The 17,690-nt window shown below is 52.0% G+C and carries 16 protein-coding genes; 6 read left to right on the forward strand and 10 right to left on the reverse strand.

The window, feature by feature from the left end; genetic code table 11:
* Nucleotides 1-221: 221 nt before the first annotated feature.
* The 3 genes from BZK40_RS22395 to proB form a co-directional block, all read right to left on the reverse strand.
* A complete protein-coding gene (locus BZK40_RS22395; protein ID WP_048226431.1) occupies nucleotides 222-941 on the reverse strand; it encodes a Crp/Fnr family transcriptional regulator in 720 nt (239 codons plus the stop codon).
* A 278-nt stretch (nucleotides 942-1,219) separates the two neighbouring features.
* Nucleotides 1,220-2,470, reverse strand: a complete 1,251-nt coding sequence (gene proA, locus BZK40_RS22400) for a glutamate-5-semialdehyde dehydrogenase (RefSeq protein WP_032942426.1) — start codon at nucleotides 2,468-2,470, stop codon at nucleotides 1,220-1,222.
* An 11-nt stretch (nucleotides 2,471-2,481) separates the two neighbouring features.
* Complete coding sequence (proB, locus tag BZK40_RS22405) at nucleotides 2,482-3,585, reverse strand: glutamate 5-kinase (RefSeq protein ID WP_003031373.1); 1,104 nt, start codon at nucleotides 3,583-3,585, stop codon at nucleotides 2,482-2,484.
* A gap of 289 nt (nucleotides 3,586-3,874) precedes the next feature.
* Between proB and phoE the strand changes: the two genes are divergently transcribed.
* A complete protein-coding gene (gene phoE, locus BZK40_RS22410; RefSeq protein WP_003830831.1) occupies nucleotides 3,875-4,930 on the forward strand; it encodes a phosphoporin PhoE in 1,056 nt (351 codons plus the stop codon).
* Nucleotides 4,931-5,111: 181 nt separating this feature from the next.
* On the opposite strand, the gene crl is transcribed toward phoE, so the two are convergent.
* From crl to gpt, 3 genes are all read right to left on the reverse strand, one after another.
* Nucleotides 5,112-5,513 carry a sigma factor-binding protein Crl gene (gene crl / locus BZK40_RS22415; protein WP_079935326.1) on the reverse strand — a complete coding sequence of 134 codons (402 nt, stop codon included), beginning with the start codon at nucleotides 5,511-5,513 and terminating at the stop codon, nucleotides 5,112-5,114.
* Between the two features lie 57 nt (nucleotides 5,514-5,570).
* Nucleotides 5,571-6,815: an esterase FrsA gene (gene frsA, locus BZK40_RS22420; protein WP_079935327.1), complete on the reverse strand. Its 1,245-nt coding sequence runs from the start codon at nucleotides 6,813-6,815 to the stop codon at nucleotides 5,571-5,573.
* A gap of 100 nt (nucleotides 6,816-6,915) precedes the next feature.
* Nucleotides 6,916-7,374, reverse strand: a complete 459-nt coding sequence (gpt, locus tag BZK40_RS22425; RefSeq protein WP_003031380.1) for a xanthine phosphoribosyltransferase — start codon at nucleotides 7,372-7,374, stop codon at nucleotides 6,916-6,918.
* A 261-nt stretch (nucleotides 7,375-7,635) separates the two neighbouring features.
* On the opposite strand from gpt, the gene pepD reads away from it, so the two are divergent.
* Nucleotides 7,636-9,093: a cytosol nonspecific dipeptidase gene (gene pepD / locus BZK40_RS22430; protein ID WP_008783788.1), complete on the forward strand. Its 1,458-nt coding sequence runs from the start codon at nucleotides 7,636-7,638 to the stop codon at nucleotides 9,091-9,093.
* 151 nt (nucleotides 9,094-9,244) lie between these two features.
* Here the strand turns inward: pepD and dinB are convergent, their stop codons facing one another.
* Complete coding sequence (gene dinB, locus BZK40_RS22435; protein WP_003830824.1) at nucleotides 9,245-10,300, reverse strand: DNA polymerase IV; 1,056 nt, start codon at nucleotides 10,298-10,300, stop codon at nucleotides 9,245-9,247.
* A gap of 331 nt (nucleotides 10,301-10,631) precedes the next feature.
* Between dinB and dpaA the strand changes: the two genes are divergently transcribed.
* Nucleotides 10,632-11,372 carry a peptidoglycan meso-diaminopimelic acid protein amidase gene (gene dpaA / locus BZK40_RS22440; protein ID WP_003830823.1) on the forward strand — a complete coding sequence of 247 codons (741 nt, stop codon included), beginning with the start codon at nucleotides 10,632-10,634 and terminating at the stop codon, nucleotides 11,370-11,372.
* On the opposite strand, the gene BZK40_RS22445 is transcribed toward dpaA, so the two are convergent.
* Complete coding sequence (locus BZK40_RS22445; protein WP_003031388.1) at nucleotides 11,343-12,110, reverse strand: class II glutamine amidotransferase; 768 nt, start codon at nucleotides 12,108-12,110, stop codon at nucleotides 11,343-11,345. The two genes, dpaA and BZK40_RS22445, sit on opposite strands and share 30 nt — an antisense overlap.
* A 111-nt stretch (nucleotides 12,111-12,221) precedes the next feature.
* On the reverse strand, nucleotides 12,222-12,803 hold the full coding sequence (gene lpcA / locus BZK40_RS22450) for a D-sedoheptulose 7-phosphate isomerase (protein WP_003031390.1): 582 nt from the start codon (nucleotides 12,801-12,803) through the stop codon (nucleotides 12,222-12,224).
* 239 nt (nucleotides 12,804-13,042) lie between these two features.
* Between lpcA and fadE the strand changes: the two genes are divergently transcribed.
* From fadE to BZK40_RS22465, 3 genes are all read left to right on the forward strand, one after another.
* Entirely contained in the window at nucleotides 13,043-15,487 is a 2,445-nt protein-coding gene (fadE, locus tag BZK40_RS22455) for an acyl-CoA dehydrogenase FadE (protein ID WP_003830821.1), read from the forward strand.
* Between the two features lie 110 nt (nucleotides 15,488-15,597).
* Nucleotides 15,598-16,365: an amidohydrolase gene (locus BZK40_RS22460; RefSeq protein ID WP_032942424.1), complete on the forward strand. Its 768-nt coding sequence runs from the start codon at nucleotides 15,598-15,600 to the stop codon at nucleotides 16,363-16,365.
* A gap of 179 nt (nucleotides 16,366-16,544) precedes the next feature.
* Nucleotides 16,545-16,955 carry a Spy/CpxP family protein refolding chaperone gene (locus BZK40_RS22465; protein ID WP_079935328.1) on the forward strand — a complete coding sequence of 137 codons (411 nt, stop codon included), beginning with the start codon at nucleotides 16,545-16,547 and terminating at the stop codon, nucleotides 16,953-16,955.
* A 15-nt stretch (nucleotides 16,956-16,970) separates the two neighbouring features.
* Here BZK40_RS22465 and BZK40_RS22470 read toward each other — a convergent pair whose 3' ends face one another.
* On the reverse strand, nucleotides 16,971-17,690 hold the full coding sequence (locus BZK40_RS22470) for an EAL domain-containing protein (protein WP_048236084.1): 720 nt from the start codon (nucleotides 17,688-17,690) through the stop codon (nucleotides 16,971-16,973).

The raw sequence follows: 17,690 nt of genomic DNA on the forward strand, positions 1-17,690 counted from the left end.
AATGCTTATTATTTGTTGCAATTATGCTAAATTTTTAACGCCGCAAGAAAATTCTCATGATATATCCATTTGCGAGGGAATATTCTTATAAAAAAACATTCACCTACAGAAACTACATTCTAATTGATAATTATTTGACAAAATTAAAACCAGGAATTTTCCATATAAAATGAATATTCCTGGCTTATCAGGAGAGATAATGATTATCGTTAAATAGAAAATTAGATAAAACGTTTTAAACCAAGATAACTATTAATAGTTACGGTACGTACCCTATGTAAGGTAATCAAATTCTGCTGTTCAAGTGACTTTAATGAGCGGCTAACGGTTTCAATTTTAAGATCGAGATAACTGGCAATTTCCTCGCGAGAAAATGGCAAGCGAAGCGTCGTTTCTGGCCTGCCGATGCGTAAATGCATCTCGTAAAATTCCACCAGGAAAGCCGCGATCCTGGCCTCAGCATGTTTATTCGCATAGCGCCGCAGTTTTTCAACAATGAATCCATTGTCCCTGCAGAGAAACTTGATGACTGCGGCAGCAACCGAAGGCTCCTTCTCTGCTACCTTGAACAACCGCGCAATATCAATGTGGCAAACCTCTGCAGCCGTTGCGGCCTGGATAGTTGTCAGGTACTTCCCCCCTTCGACAGCATCCAGCGCCATGATATCTCCCGGAACATAAAAGCGGCTGATAAAAACGTTATCGCCACATTCCACGCTGGACTTGCAGTACCCCTCATGGATAACAAAAAGCATATCCGCGGTTTCATCCTGCCGAGCGAGTATCTCCCCAGCTTTAAACCGCCTTCTTTTGTCTATTAATTTGTATTGATTATCACGATCAATCGCCGCTCCCTTTGGGCACAGCGAACAATGACGGGGAGGAAACGGGTTGCCAAGCGGCACAACAGGAATGCTTAGTTTGTGAATATCCGATTTCACGCAACAACTCCTCATAAAAATGAGATTGATTCTAATAGATCGGGCCATGGGAACAATACGTGAAACGAAGACCAGGAAAATTCATGCAGGCAGGGAAAATTCTGTGATACGCCGCCTTTCTGGCGTCAGAGAATGCATAGGTCAGAACCAGACTGGTGCGGATGATGTTAAAAACGCAGGATAAAAAATGCGGCAGCGGGGTGAAGGTTAGACTTAACTGGGTGATGCCTTAATAGCTGTTTAAATCAGATAGCTATTATTGCATCACCCAGTTTCAATTACGCACGAACCGTGTCGTCACCGAAGCCAATCCACTTATATGTGGTCAGTGCTTCCAGTCCCATTGGGCCACGTGCATGCAGTTTTTGCGTGCTCACCGCCACTTCCGCACCCAGTCCGAACTGGCCGCCATCGGTAAAACGAGTAGAGGCGTTTACATACACGGCAGAAGAGTCCACTTCATTCACGAAACGGTTGGCGTTGCTGAGCGTGCGCGTCAGTATGGCGTCCGAGTGCTGGGTACCGTGTTCGCGAATATGGGCGATAGCACCATCCATATTTTCGACCACCACAACGTTCAGATCCAGAGACAGAAACTCGTTATCCAGCTCTTCCGGTTTTAGTGGCACCAGTTTGGCAGGGCCATGCAGAACCTGCATCACGATTTCATCACCGTGCAGCGTAACACCGCTATCCGCCATCTTTTGGCTTAACGCAGGCAGGAAACGCTCAGCAATATCCTGATGCACCAGCAGAGTTTCTACAGTGTTACAGGTGCTTGGACGCTGGGTTTTAGCGTTAACGATAATCTTCAGGGCCGGGGCGATCTCCGCGGTATCATCAACATAAATATGGCATACGCCAATACCGCCGGTGATGACCGGGATGGTCGACTGTTCACGGCACAGCTTATGCAGACCCGCGCCACCGCGAGGGATCAGCATATCGATGTACTTATCCATTCGCAGCATTTCGGCGACCAGCGCGCGGTCCGGGTTATCAATTGACTGTACGGCAGCCGCGGGTAAACCGCAGGCTTCCAGCGCCTTTTGGATAACAGCCACGGTCGCGGCGTTGGTCCGGTAGGTCTCTTTCCCACCGCGCAGAATCACCGCATTGCCGGTTTTCAGGCACAGGGAGGCAACGTCAACGGTGACGTTTGGACGCGCTTCATAAATCACGCCAATCACGCCCAGCGGGACGCGACGACGCTCCAGACGCAGACCGCTATCCAGCAGGCCGCCGTCAATCACCTGCCCTACCGGGTCGGCGAGATTACAGACCTGGCGTACATCGTCAGCAATCGCTTTCAGACGCGCCGGCGTCAGCGCCAGGCGGTCAAGCATCGCTTCGCTCAGGCCGTTGGCTCGCGCCTGCTCAACATCTTGTACGTTCGCGCTGAGGATGCTTTCCGTTTGCGCTTCCAGCTCATCAGCAATGGTTTCCAGTACGCGATTTTTTTCGCGACTGGAGAGCAGCGCCAGCTTGTATGACGCGGCTTTGGCAGCAATGCCCATTTGTTCCAGCATATGCCTGTTCCTTAACGGGTGATCATGTCGTCGCGATGGACAGCAACCGGACCGTATTCATAGCCCAGGATGGTGTCGATCTGTTGTGAGTGGTGTCCGGCAATACGGCGCAGCGCGTCGCTGTTATAGCGGGTGACGCCGTGGGCAATATCGCGCCCTTCGAGATTGCAGATGCGGATCACTTCACCACGAGAAAAGTTACCTGTCACGCTTTTAATGCCTTTTGGCAGTAATGAGCTGCCGCGTTCCAGAATTGCTGCGGTCGCGCCCTCATCGACGGTAATCTCTCCGGCAGGCGGAGCGCCGAAGATCCAGCGTTTACGGTTCTCCAGCGGAGAGGCTTGAGCATGAAAACGCGTCCCAACGGAAACGCCTTCCATCACGTCGCCAATCACGCCCGGCTTGCTGCCTGCGGCAATAATGGTGTCAATCCCGGCGCGGCATGCGACATCGGCGGCCTGCAGTTTTGTGCCCATGCCGCCGGTTCCCAGACCTGAGACGCTATCCCCGGCAATGGCGCGCAGCGCATCATCAATGCCGTGCACGTCTTTAATCAGCTCAGCCTGCGGGTTGGTGCGTGGATCGGCGGTGAACAGCCCCTGCTGATCGGTCAACAGCAGCAGCTTATCGGCTCCAGCCAGAATTGCCGCCAGCGCGGAGAGGTTGTCGTTATCGCCGACTTTAATCTCGGCGGTCGCTACGGCGTCATTCTCATTAATGACAGGAACAATGTTGTTATCCAGCAGCGCGCGGAGCGTATCGCGGGCGTTGAGGAAGCGCTCTCTGTCTTCCATATCTGCACGCGTCAGCAGCATCTGCCCGATATGAATACCGTAAATCGAGAACAGCTGTTCCCACAGTTGAATCAGTCGGCTCTGCCCGACCGCCGCCAACAGCTGTTTCGAAGCTATCGTTGCCGGGAGCTCCGGGTAACCAAGATGCTCACGTCCGGCGGCAATCGCACCAGAGGTAACGATAACAATACGATGCCCTGCGGCATGGAGCTGCGCGCACTGGCGAACCAGTTCTACGATGTGGGCGCGGTTCAGGCGGCGGGATCCGCCCGTTAACACACTGGTGCCAAGTTTTACCACCAGCGTCTGGCTGTCACTCATGATTCTCTGCCATTCAAAATTGGGGAAAATGATATCAAACGAACGTTTTAGCAGGACTGGCCCCGGTTGCCAACAACCAGCGCACAAAGCATGAAATTTTATTGCGCAGGATCAGCAAGCGTAGCGGCAGATTTTGACGCATTTATTACAGAAACAAAAAAACATCCTTTTTTAAAAATATTCTTACTTTGTCATAAAACGTTCATTGCCAGACGTTAAAAACCCTCCTGTCTTTTAACGGGGATCACACCCAGTGAATATTAGCGCGTACTTTTAATCAGGAATGAAAATGAAAAAGAGCACTCTGGCATTAGTGGTGATGGGAATTGTTGCGTCGGCATCCGTACAGGCAGCGGAAGTGTATAACAAGAACGGCAATAAGCTGGATTTGTACGGCAAAGTAAAAGCCATGCATTACATGACGGATTATGACAGCAAAGATGGTGACCAAAGCTATATCCGTTTAGGTTTTAAAGGTGAAACGCAAATTAACGATCAACTAACCGGTTATGGTCGTTGGGAAGCAGAGTTTGCCGGCAATAAAGCTGAAAGCGACTCTAACCAACAAAAAACACGTCTGGCCTTCGCCGGTGTGAAATTAAAAGATTTTGGCTCGTTTGATTATGGTCGTAACCTGGGTGCGCTGTATGACGTGGAAGCCTGGACCGATATGTTCCCGGAATTTGGTGGCGACTCCTCCGCACAGACCGATAACTTTATGACCAAACGCGCCAGCGGTCTGGCAACTTACCGTAACACCGACTTCTTCGGCGTCGTGGATGGCCTGGATCTGACCCTGCAATACCAGGGTAAAAACCAGGATCGCGATGTGAAAAAACAGAACGGCGACGGTTTTGGTACTTCTGTTACCTATGACTTTGGCGGCAGCGATTTCGCGGTGAGCGGCGCTTATACCAACTCCGATCGAACCAACCAGCAGAATCTGCAAACTCGCGGTACGGGTGATAAAGCTGAAGCCTGGGCAACCGGCTTAAAATATGATGCTAACGATATTTATATTGCGACGTTCTATTCTGAAACACGCAATATGACGCCAATTTCCGGCGGCTTCGCCAATAAAACACAGAACTTCGAAGCGGTTGTTCAGTACCAGTTTGACTTTGGTCTGCGTCCGTCACTGGGTTATGTGCTTTCTAAAGGGAAAGATATTGAAGGCGTCGGCAATGAAGACCTGGTGAATTATATCGACGTGGGCGCAACGTATTATTTCAACAAAAATATGTCCGCGTTTGTTGATTATAAAATCAACCAGTTGGATAGCGATAATAAACTGGGCATCAACGATGATGATATCGTTGCTGTCGGTATGGTCTACCAGTTCTAATTATACCCGTCATATTTCAAGCTGCATGTGCGTTGGCTTTCCTCGCTCACCCCAGTCACGTACTTATGTACGCTCCTGGGGATTCGCTGCGTCGCCGCCTTCCTGCAACTCGAATTATTTAGGGTATAGCATAAAAAAATGCCGGATGGGGTTGCGCCGCCATCCGGCATTTTACTGTTCATTATGCCGTTAACTTAACCGGTCCATCCTTAAAGTCGTCAGCAGGTTCCAGCGCCAGATTCAGCGTCGTTAACAAGCCACGTAATTTTTCATGGAATTCACGTAAGGTGTATTCCAGTCGCTCTACCACTTCAGTCTCTTTCACCGGCACCGCCGTCCAGTTACCGTCTTTATCAAACAAACCAAACTGATAGCTGTACGTGAAACGTTTTTCCTGCGCCTCCAGTTCCATCCACCAGCCCCAGAACTCGCGTTTCTCAGGGGCGGGTTTCACGTTGACGCAAACAGCCAGACAATCGAAAAAAAATCGATTATCTTCGCACTGCCCTTCCCGGATATACGGGCCAAGCGCGGTGAATTTCTTGATCAATCTACTTTTCGGATGCCCACTCGGTAACGTCATTACGATCTCCTTAGGTGAAGCACCTGTTTTACCAAATCGCTAAAATTTAGCAAACTTTTAACACAATCTCTGATTGATCCAACCGGTTATTTCCTGCAGCCCTTTGTCAAAATTGCGATACACCGGGTTGAAGGGGATCTCCAGTAGCTTACCGTCTGAAGATGAAGATGTGATTAAACGTGACTCTTCTTCCGGGCTAAACGGATCGTTCTTCCAGAATCCCGAGAGCATTGGCGTCGGGCAGCGTCGCCCCAGCAGGCCCTGCACTTTTAATGAATAGCGATTAAGTTCAACGCGCAGCGCTTCATCGGAGGCGTCATGCATCCCCAGGCGGCTAGCCAGTACATCAAGGTACATTTCCGGGACGCTCGCCTGACGCTGCGGGTCGCTAAGCAGCGCATGAACCACTGGCCCCAGACAGGCCACCGCCTTCAGACGCGATGATTCCAGATACGCCAGACGTACCGCTACGTTAGCGCCAAAGCGGAAACCGAAGGCCGCCACGCGGGTGTGATCCACCCAGGGAACATTAGGCAGCGCTTTTAATACATGCTGATGCAGCAGGCTGGAATCCTGAGTCAGTTTCCATTTTGACGAGAACCCAACCGACGGCATATCCAGCGTCAGCATGGCTATACCCCGTGGGGCAAAATAGCGCTCATACAGGGTGTAGTAATCCGTTTGCATGGAATCGAGACCACCACACATCAGCACCGTCGGGAACGGACCGTCACCTTTTGGCATATGCAGGAATCCAGTGATTGGCGCGCCGCCGGTAACGGCAAATTCCATCTCGCGCAACGTGCCCGGCAGTCGCTGCGCGGCCTCTTCATAGGCGCGATTGGCCAAAGCCTGTGCCTGCTCTGCCAGCTCATCGCCTTTCAGGTGTGGGTAAGCGGCAATGTTGTACAACGTAGACGCATGCAGCCAGTGGCGTCCGCTCACCTGCGGATCCTCTTCCATAGACGCTTTCTGTTGCCAGTCCATCGCCTGCTTCGCCCATTCATAGATCCAGTTCCCACCGCGATAGCCGATAACCGTATCGTAGAGTTCTTTATCTGTACGCTCGGCTTCGCTCATCACGATACGTGCCTGCACCTCAAGGATTTCGCGCGGGTCGACGCCGCGCCAGATCCACATCAGGCGATTCACCATGCGATACCAGTGCGGAATGGTTTTGCCATCCAGGGCAGATTGTACGGACGGCTGCGCGCCGTGATTAAAACGACGAACCAGTGTTGACGTTTCAGGGTGTTTGAAGCGGGGTTTAAACAGGACTTCGCTGAGGTTAGCCTGTGACATGATTGCAGCCTCCATGAGTACTCACTAAGGCATAGTGTAACCTGACACAGCACAAAAAGAACAACGCCTGGCAGTTGCCAGGCGTTGAAAACTTTTTAGATTAGCGACCAGAGATCGGCGGGACGAACACTACGCCCATATCCCACGGCTGCTCAATCCAGGTATCCTGAGGGATATCAACAACATAATCATTCACCAGCGGGCGACCAGCCGGCTTAGCGAAGATAGTGACGAAATGCGCTTTAGGATACATTTCGCGGATCGCAACGGCGGTACCACCGGTGTCAACCAGGTCATCGATTACGATGAAACCTTCACCGTCGCCTTCGGCACGCTTCAGCACTTTCAGTTCGCGCTGGTTGTCGTGATCGTAGCTGGAGATGCATACGGTATCGACATGACGAATACCCAATTCACGCGCCAGCAATGCGCCCGGCACCAGACCACCACGGCTAACGGCAATAATGCCTTTCCATTGTTCAGAAGGCATCAGGCGGCTTGCCAGTTTACGTGCATGGATCTGCAACATGTCCCAGGTGACGACGTATTTTTCGCTCATGTGAAGTGTCCCAGCCTGTTTATCTACGGCTTAAAAAGTGTTCGAGGGGGAAATAGGTTGCGCGAGATTATAGAGATCTGACGCACTAAAAACCAGTGTTTCGCGGAATCCGCGCCTCTTTTTGCATGCTTTATGCTAGCCGTCAGCGGAGAAAGTGGTATTCTCAATCGCATCGCGCAAGCCTGACTTGTGGTGTTTTTAATTCTGCTAACCCCGTGGCCTGCAAGCAAGTTTTGTAGGACATCGCCAAGGAGACTCAACGTGTCTGAACTGTCTCAATTATCCCCGCAACCGCTATGGGATATTTTTGCCAAAATCTGTTCTATTCCTCATCCGTCCTATCATGAAGAGCAGCTCGCTGAACACATTCTGAGCTGGGCCCAAGAGAAAGGTTTCCACGTCGAGCGCGATCAAGTCGGTAATATCCTGATTCGCAAACCCGCTACCGCAGGCATGGAAAACCGCAAGCCGGTCGTTCTGCAGGCGCACCTGGATATGGTCCCGCAGAAAAACAACGACACCGTGCATGACTTCACTAAAGATCCTATCCAGCCTTATATTGACGGCGAATGGGTGAAAGCCCGTGGCACTACGCTGGGTGCGGATAACGGCATCGGTATGGCGTCTGCGCTGGCCGTTCTGGCTGATGACAGCGTAGTACACGGTCCGCTGGAAGTGCTGCTGACCATGACCGAAGAAGCGGGTATGGATGGCGCGTTTGGTCTGCAGGCTAACTGGCTGCAGGCAGATATCCTGATCAACACCGACTCAGAAGAAGAAGGTGAGATCTACATGGGTTGCGCAGGCGGTATCGACTTTACCTCTAACCTGCCGCTGTCCCGTGAAGCAATCCCGGCTGGATTCCAGAGCTTTAAGCTGACGTTAAAAGGCCTGAAAGGCGGTCACTCCGGCGGCGAAATCCACGTGGGTCTCGGTAACGCGAACAAACTGCTGGTACGCTTCCTGGCGGGCCACGCTGAAGAGCTGGATCTGCGTCTGGTTGATTTCAACGGCGGTACGCTGCGTAACGCGATTCCGCGTGAAGCCTTTGCCACCCTCGCCGTGGCTGCAGATAAAGTTGATGCGTTAAAAGCGCTGGTCAACACCTATCAGGAAATCCTGAAAAACGAACTGGAAGCCAAAGAGAAGAACCTGGCTCTGCTGCTGGATGCCGTAACTCAAGACAAAGCCGCGCTGACCGCTCAGTCTCGCGACAGCTTTGTGCGTCTGCTGAACGCCACCCCGAACGGCGTAATCCGCAACTCTGACGTCGCCAAAGGCGTGGTAGAGACCTCTCTGAACGTCGGCGTTGTCACCATGACTGACGACAATGTTGAAATTCACTGCCTGATCCGTTCCCTGATCGACAGCGGTAAAGACTACGTGGTGAGCATGCTGGATTCACTGGGTAAACTGGCTGGCGCGAAAACCCAGGCAAAAGGCGGATACCCAGGCTGGCAGCCGGATGCTAACTCTCCGGTTATGCACCTGGTTCGTGAAACCTATCAGCGTCTGTTCAACAAAACGCCGAATATCCAGATCATCCACGCTGGTCTGGAATGTGGTCTGTTCAAGAAACCGTATCCAGATATGGACATGGTTTCCATCGGGCCAACTATCACCGGTCCGCACTCCCCGGATGAGCAGGTTCATATCGAAAGCGTCGGCCATTACTGGACGCTGCTGACTGAACTGCTGAAGTCTATTCCGGCGAAGTAAGATTCTGCGCTAAATGCCGGATGACGCTACGTTTATCTGGCCTACATGCTGGTTTGTAGGCCGGATAAAGTTGTTACGCAGCCATCTGGCCTGCACGCTGGTTTGTAGACCGGATAAGGCGTTTACGCCGACATCCGGTAATTGTTCTGAGTCACAGACCCAACAGTAGCTGTCTTTCCATTTGAGGATCCAGCAGCGTGACGTGTAATCCCACCAGCCTGACGCCTCGCCCTCCCCTACGCTCGTCCCAGGTCTTGCGCGCTGTCGTAATTAAGTCATCTTTATTTAAGCGCGGCCAGACGTGCTCCTGCGTAGTCTGCTGAAAATCATTAAACTTGAGTTTTATCCCCTGGCGAGCGATCAGCAGATCCGGCTTTACCTTTGCCAGACGCCGTTCCAGTTCAGGATAGAGCCGTTCAATTATCGCCTCACACTCCGACCACTCGTGAATATCTTCCGCCAGCGTACGCTCCACGCCGACGGATTTACGCAGCCTGTCGTTGTTGACGTCCCGTTCGTCAATCCCTTGACTGCGCTCCCACAGCACGCGACCAAACTTGCCGAAGCGTTTGAGCAGCATTGCCAGGTCGTATTTTTGAACATCTTCGCAGGTACGTAATCCCATTGATTCCAGCTTAGCGGCGGAGACTTTGCCAACGCCGGGAATTTTGCCTAACGGCAATGTTCTGAGAAATTCAGGAACATCGGCAGGGGTAATCACATATTGCCCATTGGGTTTGTTGAGATCGGAAGCTATTTTTGCCAGAAATTTTACCGGCGCAATTCCGGCAGAGGCGGTTAACTGTAACTCGTTAAAAATTGTCTGGCGGATTTCCTGAGCGATCAGCGTAGCTGAGCCGTGGCAGTGGGTGCTGTCGGTCACATCCAGATAGGCTTCATCCAGCGAAAGTGGTTCTATCAGCGAGGTATAGCGGGAGAAAATAGCCTGAATCTGGCGGGAGGCTTCTTTATAGGCCTCGTAACGACCAGGTAATAAAGTGAGATGCGGACACAGCTTTAATGCCATTCCAGTTGGCATTGCGCTACGCACGCCAAATTTGCGCGCCGGGTAATTGGCCGTGCTGATGACCCCCCGACGTTCTCGACTGCCGCCAATAGCAATGGGAATATCACGCAGGGCGGGGTTGTCGCGCATTTCCACCGCCGCGAAAAAGCAGTCCATATCGACATGTATGATTTTACGCATCGTTTGTCTCCCACATCACTGTTTAAGTATACAGTATTTTTATGTTGTGAGAAGTCTGGTTGTACCTAATGCTGGGCCGTTCCTGACCCATTATCCATCCAGCACGAATAAGACCCAATGAAGCGCAGTAACCAGCAAAATACGCCAGTGTCTGACTGCCTTTAAGCGCAATTTTCCGTATAAAGAAAAACTAAAGTGTAAACGCCGCACGAGAGACTTGCGAAAAACTCTCTTGGTGCTAATGTGAGCGCTCCAGATCCAGATTTATCCGATTTGGGGATTCTTTTTGCCGTCCTGGCGTGTGTGATCGTTTTATCAAGGAATAAGCAGTATGCGTAAAATCGCATTTTTTCTTGCGATGCTTTTATTGCCGTGCGTTTCATTTGCCGGTTTGCTGAGCAGCAGCAGCCCGACTACGCCTGTCAGCAAAGAATATAAGCAGCAATTAATGGGCTCCCCCGTTTATATCCAGATCTTCAAAGAAGAGCGAACCTTGGATCTGTACGTCAAGATGGGCGAACAGTATCAATTGCTCGACAGCTATAAGATCTGCAATTATTCCGGCGGCTTAGGGCCGAAACAGCGTCAGGGTGATTTCAAAAGTCCGGAAGGATTTTACAGCGTACAGCGTGGACAGCTGAAACCGGATAGCCGCTTCTATAAAGCGATTAACATTGGTTTCCCTAACGCCTACGACCGCGCACACGGTTATGAAGGTAAGTACCTGATGATCCACGGTGCCTGTGTTTCCGTCGGCTGCTACGCAATGACCGACAACGGCATTGATGAGATTTTCCAGTTTGTGACAGGTGCTCTGGTGTTCGGGCAGTCCAGCGTACAGGTTAGCATTTACCCGTTCCGCATGACCGATGCCAACATGCAACGCCATAAGTTCTCGTATTACAAAGATTTCTGGGCCCAGTTAAAGCCGGGATACGATTACTTTGAACAAACACGTAAACCACCGACCGTTTCCGTCGTCGATGGTCGTTACGTCGTCAGCAAGCCGTTGAGTCACGAAGTGGTTCAGCCGCAACTGGCATCAAACTACACGCTCCCCGAGACAAAATAATGCCCACTCGCCTGGCATAATCTTTTGCCAGGTTTCATTGCCGGTTAACGGTTGAGTGGCAATCACGGTGACCACATCATTGGGTGTGGTCTCTGAGCTAAAATCGATTTCCACGTCCTGATCCAGCAATGTCGCCACGCCAAACGGCGCACGACGCGTGATCCAAAACAGGTTGGTCGAACAGAAGGCCATCACATAGCGTCCGTCAGACAACAGCATGTTGAAGACGCCTTTCTCCCGCAGCTCTCCTGCCAGCATTGCGATGTATTTAAACACTGCCGTCATATTGCCCGGCGTGCGCGGATAACGCTCCGTCAGCTTATGGAGCAGCCAGCAGAAAGCTTTTTCGCTGTCGGTTTCCCCGACCGGGCGGAAATTTCCGGTTTCCAGCGATTTATAGCCACTGAGCTGTCCATTATGAGCATAGGTCCAGTTGCGTCCCCACAATTCGCGGGTAAAGGGATGGGTATTTTCCAACGCCACTTCGCCACGGTTCGCCTGACGAATATGGGCAATCACGGAACAGGATTTGATGGGGTAGTCTTGTACCAGTTTGGCAATAGGCGAATTAAAGCTGGGTTGCGGATCTTTAAACGTACGGCAGCCCTTACCTTCATAAAACGTAATACCCCAGCCGTCTTTGTGCGGCCCGGTCCCTCCGCCGCGCTGAACCAGTCCGGTGAAGCTAAAGCAGATATCGGTTGGCACATTGGCGCTCATCCCGAGCAGTTCGCACATACATCACCTACCTTAAAACCGTGAACTGCCTGATGGCGCTGCGCTTATCAGGCCTACGTGGCACTCATGTAGGCCGGATAAGGCTTCAGCCACCATCCGGCAATCGTCTTCTTATGGTTTAACCATCTCTTTTTCGATCAGCTGGATCAGGATATGAATCACTTTGATATGAATTTCCTGAATACGGTCAGCGTAGCCAAAGTGCGGCACGCGAATTTCGATATCCGCGCTACCCGCCATTTTTCCGCCATCTTTACCGGTCAGGGTGATCACTTTCATCCCTTTCTCACGCGCTGCGGCAATCGCTTTAATTACGTTACCGGAATTACCCGAAGTAGAGATGCCTAGCAGGACATCACCTTCACGCCCCACGGCTTCTACGTAGCGAGAGAACACATAATCGTAACCAAAATCGTTGCTGACGCAGGAGATATGGCTGACGTCAGAGATAGCGATAGCAGGGTAACCAGGACGGTTTTCACGGTAGCGTCCGGTCAGCTCTTCGGCAAAGTGCATCGCGTCGCAATGGGAACCGCCGTTACCGCAAGAAAGTACCTTACCGCCCGCTTTAAAGCTGTCTGCCAACAGGACCGCCGCGCGCTGAATGGCGTGAATATTGGCGTCATCTTTAAGAAAATTAGCCAGCGTTTCCGCCGCTTCGCTCAGTTCGTTACGAATAAGATCCTGGTACATGAGGATATCCTTCAGCATGAATGTAAATGACAAGATGCAGTGTACCGGATAGCGCTACCAGCGAGAAGTACAAGCCACAGGAATGGCTGTCGCTTTTGATTTTTTGTGCCGGTTAAAACAGCAACAATGTGAGCTTTGTTGTAATTATTTTGTAAACACATTGCTAAAAGAATTTACATCCACTACAAACATATCATCACAAGTGGTCAGACCTCCTACAAGCAAGGGAGCTTTTCGTTATGATGATTTTGAGTATTATCGCTACGGTTGTTCTGCTCAGCGTTCTGTTTTATCACCGCGTGAGCTTATTCCTCAGCAGCTTAATTTTGCTCGCCTGGACGGCTGCGCTTGGCGTGGCTGGCCTGTGGTCAGTCTGGCTGCTGGTTCCTCTGGCCATTATCCTCGTGCCGTTTAACTTTACGCCGATGCGCAAATCCATGATCTCTGCGCCGGTGTTCCGCGGCTTCCGTAAAGTCATGCCACCGATGTCGCGTACTGAGAAAGAAGCGATTGATGCGGGTACAACCTGGTGGGAAGGTGACCTGTTCCAGGGCAAGCCTGACTGGAAAAAACTGCATAACTATCCTCAACCGCATCTGACCGCTGAAGAACAGGCGTTTATTGATGGTCCAGTGGAAGAAGCGTGCCGCATGGCGAACGACTTCCAGATCACTCACGAACTCGCGGATCTGCCGCCGGAACTGTGGGCATATCTGAAAGAACACCGCTTCTTCGCGATGATCATTAAGAAAGAGTACGGCGGGCTGGAATTCTCAGCATATGCTCAGGCTCGCGTTCTGCAGAAACTCTCCGGCGTTTCCGGGATCCTGGCGATCACCGTTGGCGTACCTAACTCATTAGGCCCAGGCGAACTGCTGCAACATTACGGCACCGAAGAGCAGAAAAATCATTACCTGCCGCGTCTGGCTCGCGGTCAGGAGATCCCATGCTTTGCTCTGACCAGCCCGGAAGCAGGCTCCGACGCAGGGGCGATCCCTGATACCGGCGTGGTTTGTATGGGCGACTGGCAGGGCCAGCAGGTGCTGGGTATGCGCCTGACCTGGAACAAACGTTATATTACGCTGGCGCCTATCGCCACGGTACTGGGTCTGGCATTTAAACTCTCTGACCCGGAAAAACTGCTGGGTGGTGAAGAAGATCTTGGTATTACCTGTGCGCTGATCCCAACCTCAACGCCGGGTGTACAAATTGGGCGTCGTCACTTCCCGCTGAACGTGCCGTTCCAGAACGGTCCTACCCTCGGTAAAGATGTGTTTGTACCGATTGATTACATCATCGGTGGTCCGAAAATGGCCGGTCAGGGCTGGCGCATGCTGGTGGAATGTCTGTCTGTAGGACGTGGTATTACCCTGCCGTCTAACTCGACGGGCGGCGTGAAATCGGTCGCAATGGCCACCGGCGCGTATGCGCACATTCGTCGCCAGTTCAAAATCTCCATCGGCAAGATGGAAGGTATTGAAGAGCCGTTGGCACGTATTGCCGGTAACGCCTACGTGATGGACGCTGCGGCATCACTGATTACCTACGGCATTATGCTGGGTGAAAAACCGGCGGTGCTGTCGGCTATCGTGAAATATCACTGTACCCACCGCGGGCAGCAGTCAATCATCGATGCGATGGATATCACTGGCGGTAAAGGCATTATGCTTGGCGAAAGCAACTTCCTCGCCCGTGCTTATCAGGGCGCGCCTATCGCCATTACCGTTGAAGGTGCCAACATTCTGACCCGTAGCATGATGATCTTCGGTCAGGGTGCGATTCGCTGCCATCCGTATGTTCTGGAAGAAATGGCTGCGGCACAGAGTAACGATGTGAATGCGTTCGACAAGCTGCTGTTCAAACACATCGGTCACGTTGGCAGTAACAAAGTGCGCAGCTTCTGGCTTGGTCTGACGCGTGGCTTAACCAGCAGCACGCCAACCGGCGATGCGACCAAACGTTACTACCAGCACCTGAACCGTTTGAGCGCCAACCTGGCCCTGCTTTCAGATGTGTCCATGGCCGTACTGGGCGGTAGCCTGAAGCGCCGCGAACGTATCTCCGCGCGTCTGGGCGATGTGTTAAGTCAGCTGTATCTGGCCTCTGCGGTACTGAAACGTTATGACGATGAAGGCCGTAATGAAGCGGACCTGCCGTTGGTTCACTGGGGCGTTCAGGATGCGTTGTACAAAGCGGAACAGGCGATGGACGATCTGCTGAAAAACTTCCCGAACCGTCTGGTCGCGGGCTTGCTGAACGTGGTTATCTTCCCGACCGGTCGCCACTACGACGCACCGTCTGACAAGCTGGACCATAAAGTCGCGAAGATTTTGCAGGTTCCAAGTGCTACTCGTTCTCGTATTGGTCGCGGTCAATATCTGACGCCAAGCGAGCATAACCCGGTTGGTTTGCTGGAAGAGGCGCTGCTGGATGTCATTGCAGCCGACCCTATCCACCAGCGGATCTGTAAAGAGTTGGGTAAAAACCTGCCATTTACCCGTCTCGACGAACTGGCGCACAATGCGCTGGCGAAAGGGCTGATTGATAAAGATGAAGCCGCGATTCTGGTGAAAGCCGAAGCGAGCCGCCTGCGCAGTATCAACGTGGATGACTTTGAACCCGAGGAGCTGGCGACTCAGCCGGTAAAGCTGCCAGAGAAAGTGCGTAAAGTCGAAGCCGCATAACGATATACGCACAACGTTTAGCCCCGCTTAATGCGGGGCTTTTTATTGCCACATTTTCATTAATGCTCATGCTACAGTGTCAAAATGTTGTTCAACGAGGAGCCTCGATCGTGCCTGGTTTGAAAATTACTCTGCTGCAACAACCCTTGATCTGGATGGATGGCCCGGCCAACCTGCGCCATTTTGACCGACAACTGGAAACCGTCGCCGGACGTGATGTCATCGTGTTGCCCGAGATGTTTACCAGCGGATTTGCCATGGAAGCGGCAAATAAATCGTTGCCGCAAGAAGAAGTCGTAAGCTGGATGCGCGTCAAGGCGCAACAGACCAACGCCCTGATCGCGGGCAGCGCTGCTATCCAGTCTGAACGCGGCCCGGTAAACCGCTTTTTTCTGGTTGAGCCCGAAGGTAATGTGCATTTCTACGACAAGCGCCATCTGTTCCGCATGGCGGATGAGCATCAGCATTACCAGGCGGGTGACGCGCGCGTTATTGTTGAATGGCGCGGCTGGCGCATTCTGCCGTTGGTCTGTTATGACCTGCGTTTTCCGGTATGGTCGCGCAATCGCAACGATTACGACCTGGCGTTGTATGTTGCCAATTGGCCTGCGCCGCGTTCGCTGCACTGGCAGCTTCTGCTTGCCGCACGGGCGATTGAGAACCAGGCTTATGTAGCAGGATGTAACCGCGTGGGCACAGACGGTAACGGCCACCATTATCGCGGTGACAGCCGGGTGATTAATCCGCAGGGTGAGATTATTGCCACCGCCGAGCCGCATCAGGCCACACGCATTGACGCCGAACTGTCACTCTCAGCGCTTCGCGAGTATCGCGAGAAGTTTCCCGCCTGGCAGGACGCCGACCCGTTCACGCTATAACTATCGCCTTCACTCCCGCTGCACTACGTTTCTTGTGGCGGGATTGTTTCACTCCGTAACCAACCGCAAAACAAATTCGCGTGGCGACATGCGGCGGGCATCGTATTCTGCAAAGGATAATCACTCGTAACCAGCGGGTGGCAGACAATGTCGATAATTTCCTTATCAGGATTTCAATAATGAAGAACTTCTTACGCATGACTTTGCTGGCGGCTACCTTAGCGGGCGCTTCTTTTAGTACGCTTGCAGCAAACGTATCCAATGTTCCTGCTCCAGCTCAGGACCCGGTCGTTCAGCATCTTAAGCTGACCAACGACCAGGTGGCGCAGATTAAAAAACTGCACCAGCAGCTTGAAACCAACGTAAGCCAGATTTCGGTGAAAGATGTTAAAGACGGCGCGTTGATTGACGTCATCAAGTCCGAGAAATGGGATGAAGCTGCCGTTCAGAAACAGCTTTCTGCGTTCAGCAACATCGAACAGCAGGCGCGTTATTATCGCGTAAAATACTATTTTGACCTGAACAAAGTGCTGACCCCAGAACAGCGCCAGCAGGTGCAAAAAGATATCGCACAGACGCTGAGCGAGTAATTGTCAGAGCCTGAGTCAGCAATGATTCAGGCTTTTCGGTAAAATTTCCTGCTCAAACAGAAAGCCCTGCACAGCATCTGCGCCGCTCATACGGCAAATGGCATAATCCTGTGGCGTTTCTACTCCCTCAATGACAACCCGCTCACCCAGCCCACGAAATTGATTGACCAGAACCCTCAACTGCCACTCCGATGTTCTGAACTGATGAAACATTCCGCTTTCAATTTTGATAGCATCGAAACGGATGCCCGACAGCCGCCAGACAAAAAATAGCTCAGGCGAAACATCATCCAGCCACACGCGAAACCCGTGACGCACCAGCGTTTTTACGGCAATGCATACGGCCTGCTGCTCTGCCTTATCCAGGCGCATCATGGAGCCCGGATCCTGAATTTCAATAACAATCCTCCCCTGATGCACCTGCTTTGTGAGACGCGTGATCCATGACAGACTGGTCAGCATCCTGACGGATAAATTCAGCGAATAGCTTCCAGAGAGGGCCAGCACCCGCTGCATTTGCCATAGAAAAAGCTGCTGTTTTGCCGTGATGGAAAGGTGCTTGAAAAACAAATCCAGTGGGAGCGGTGTGCGTACCTGACTTAACACCTCACAGACATCCAGCGATGCGTCATCAAAAAAATGAATGCGCTGCAAACGGATCCCGGTGATCCGCAGCAGCTCGGCGTTGCGGGGAAGTTCTGGCACATAACGGGCCTGTTCGCTGAAACTGTTCAT

The sequence above is a fragment of the Citrobacter portucalensis genome (assembly GCF_002042885.1).
GTDB lineage: Bacteria > Pseudomonadota > Gammaproteobacteria > Enterobacterales > Enterobacteriaceae > Citrobacter > Citrobacter portucalensis.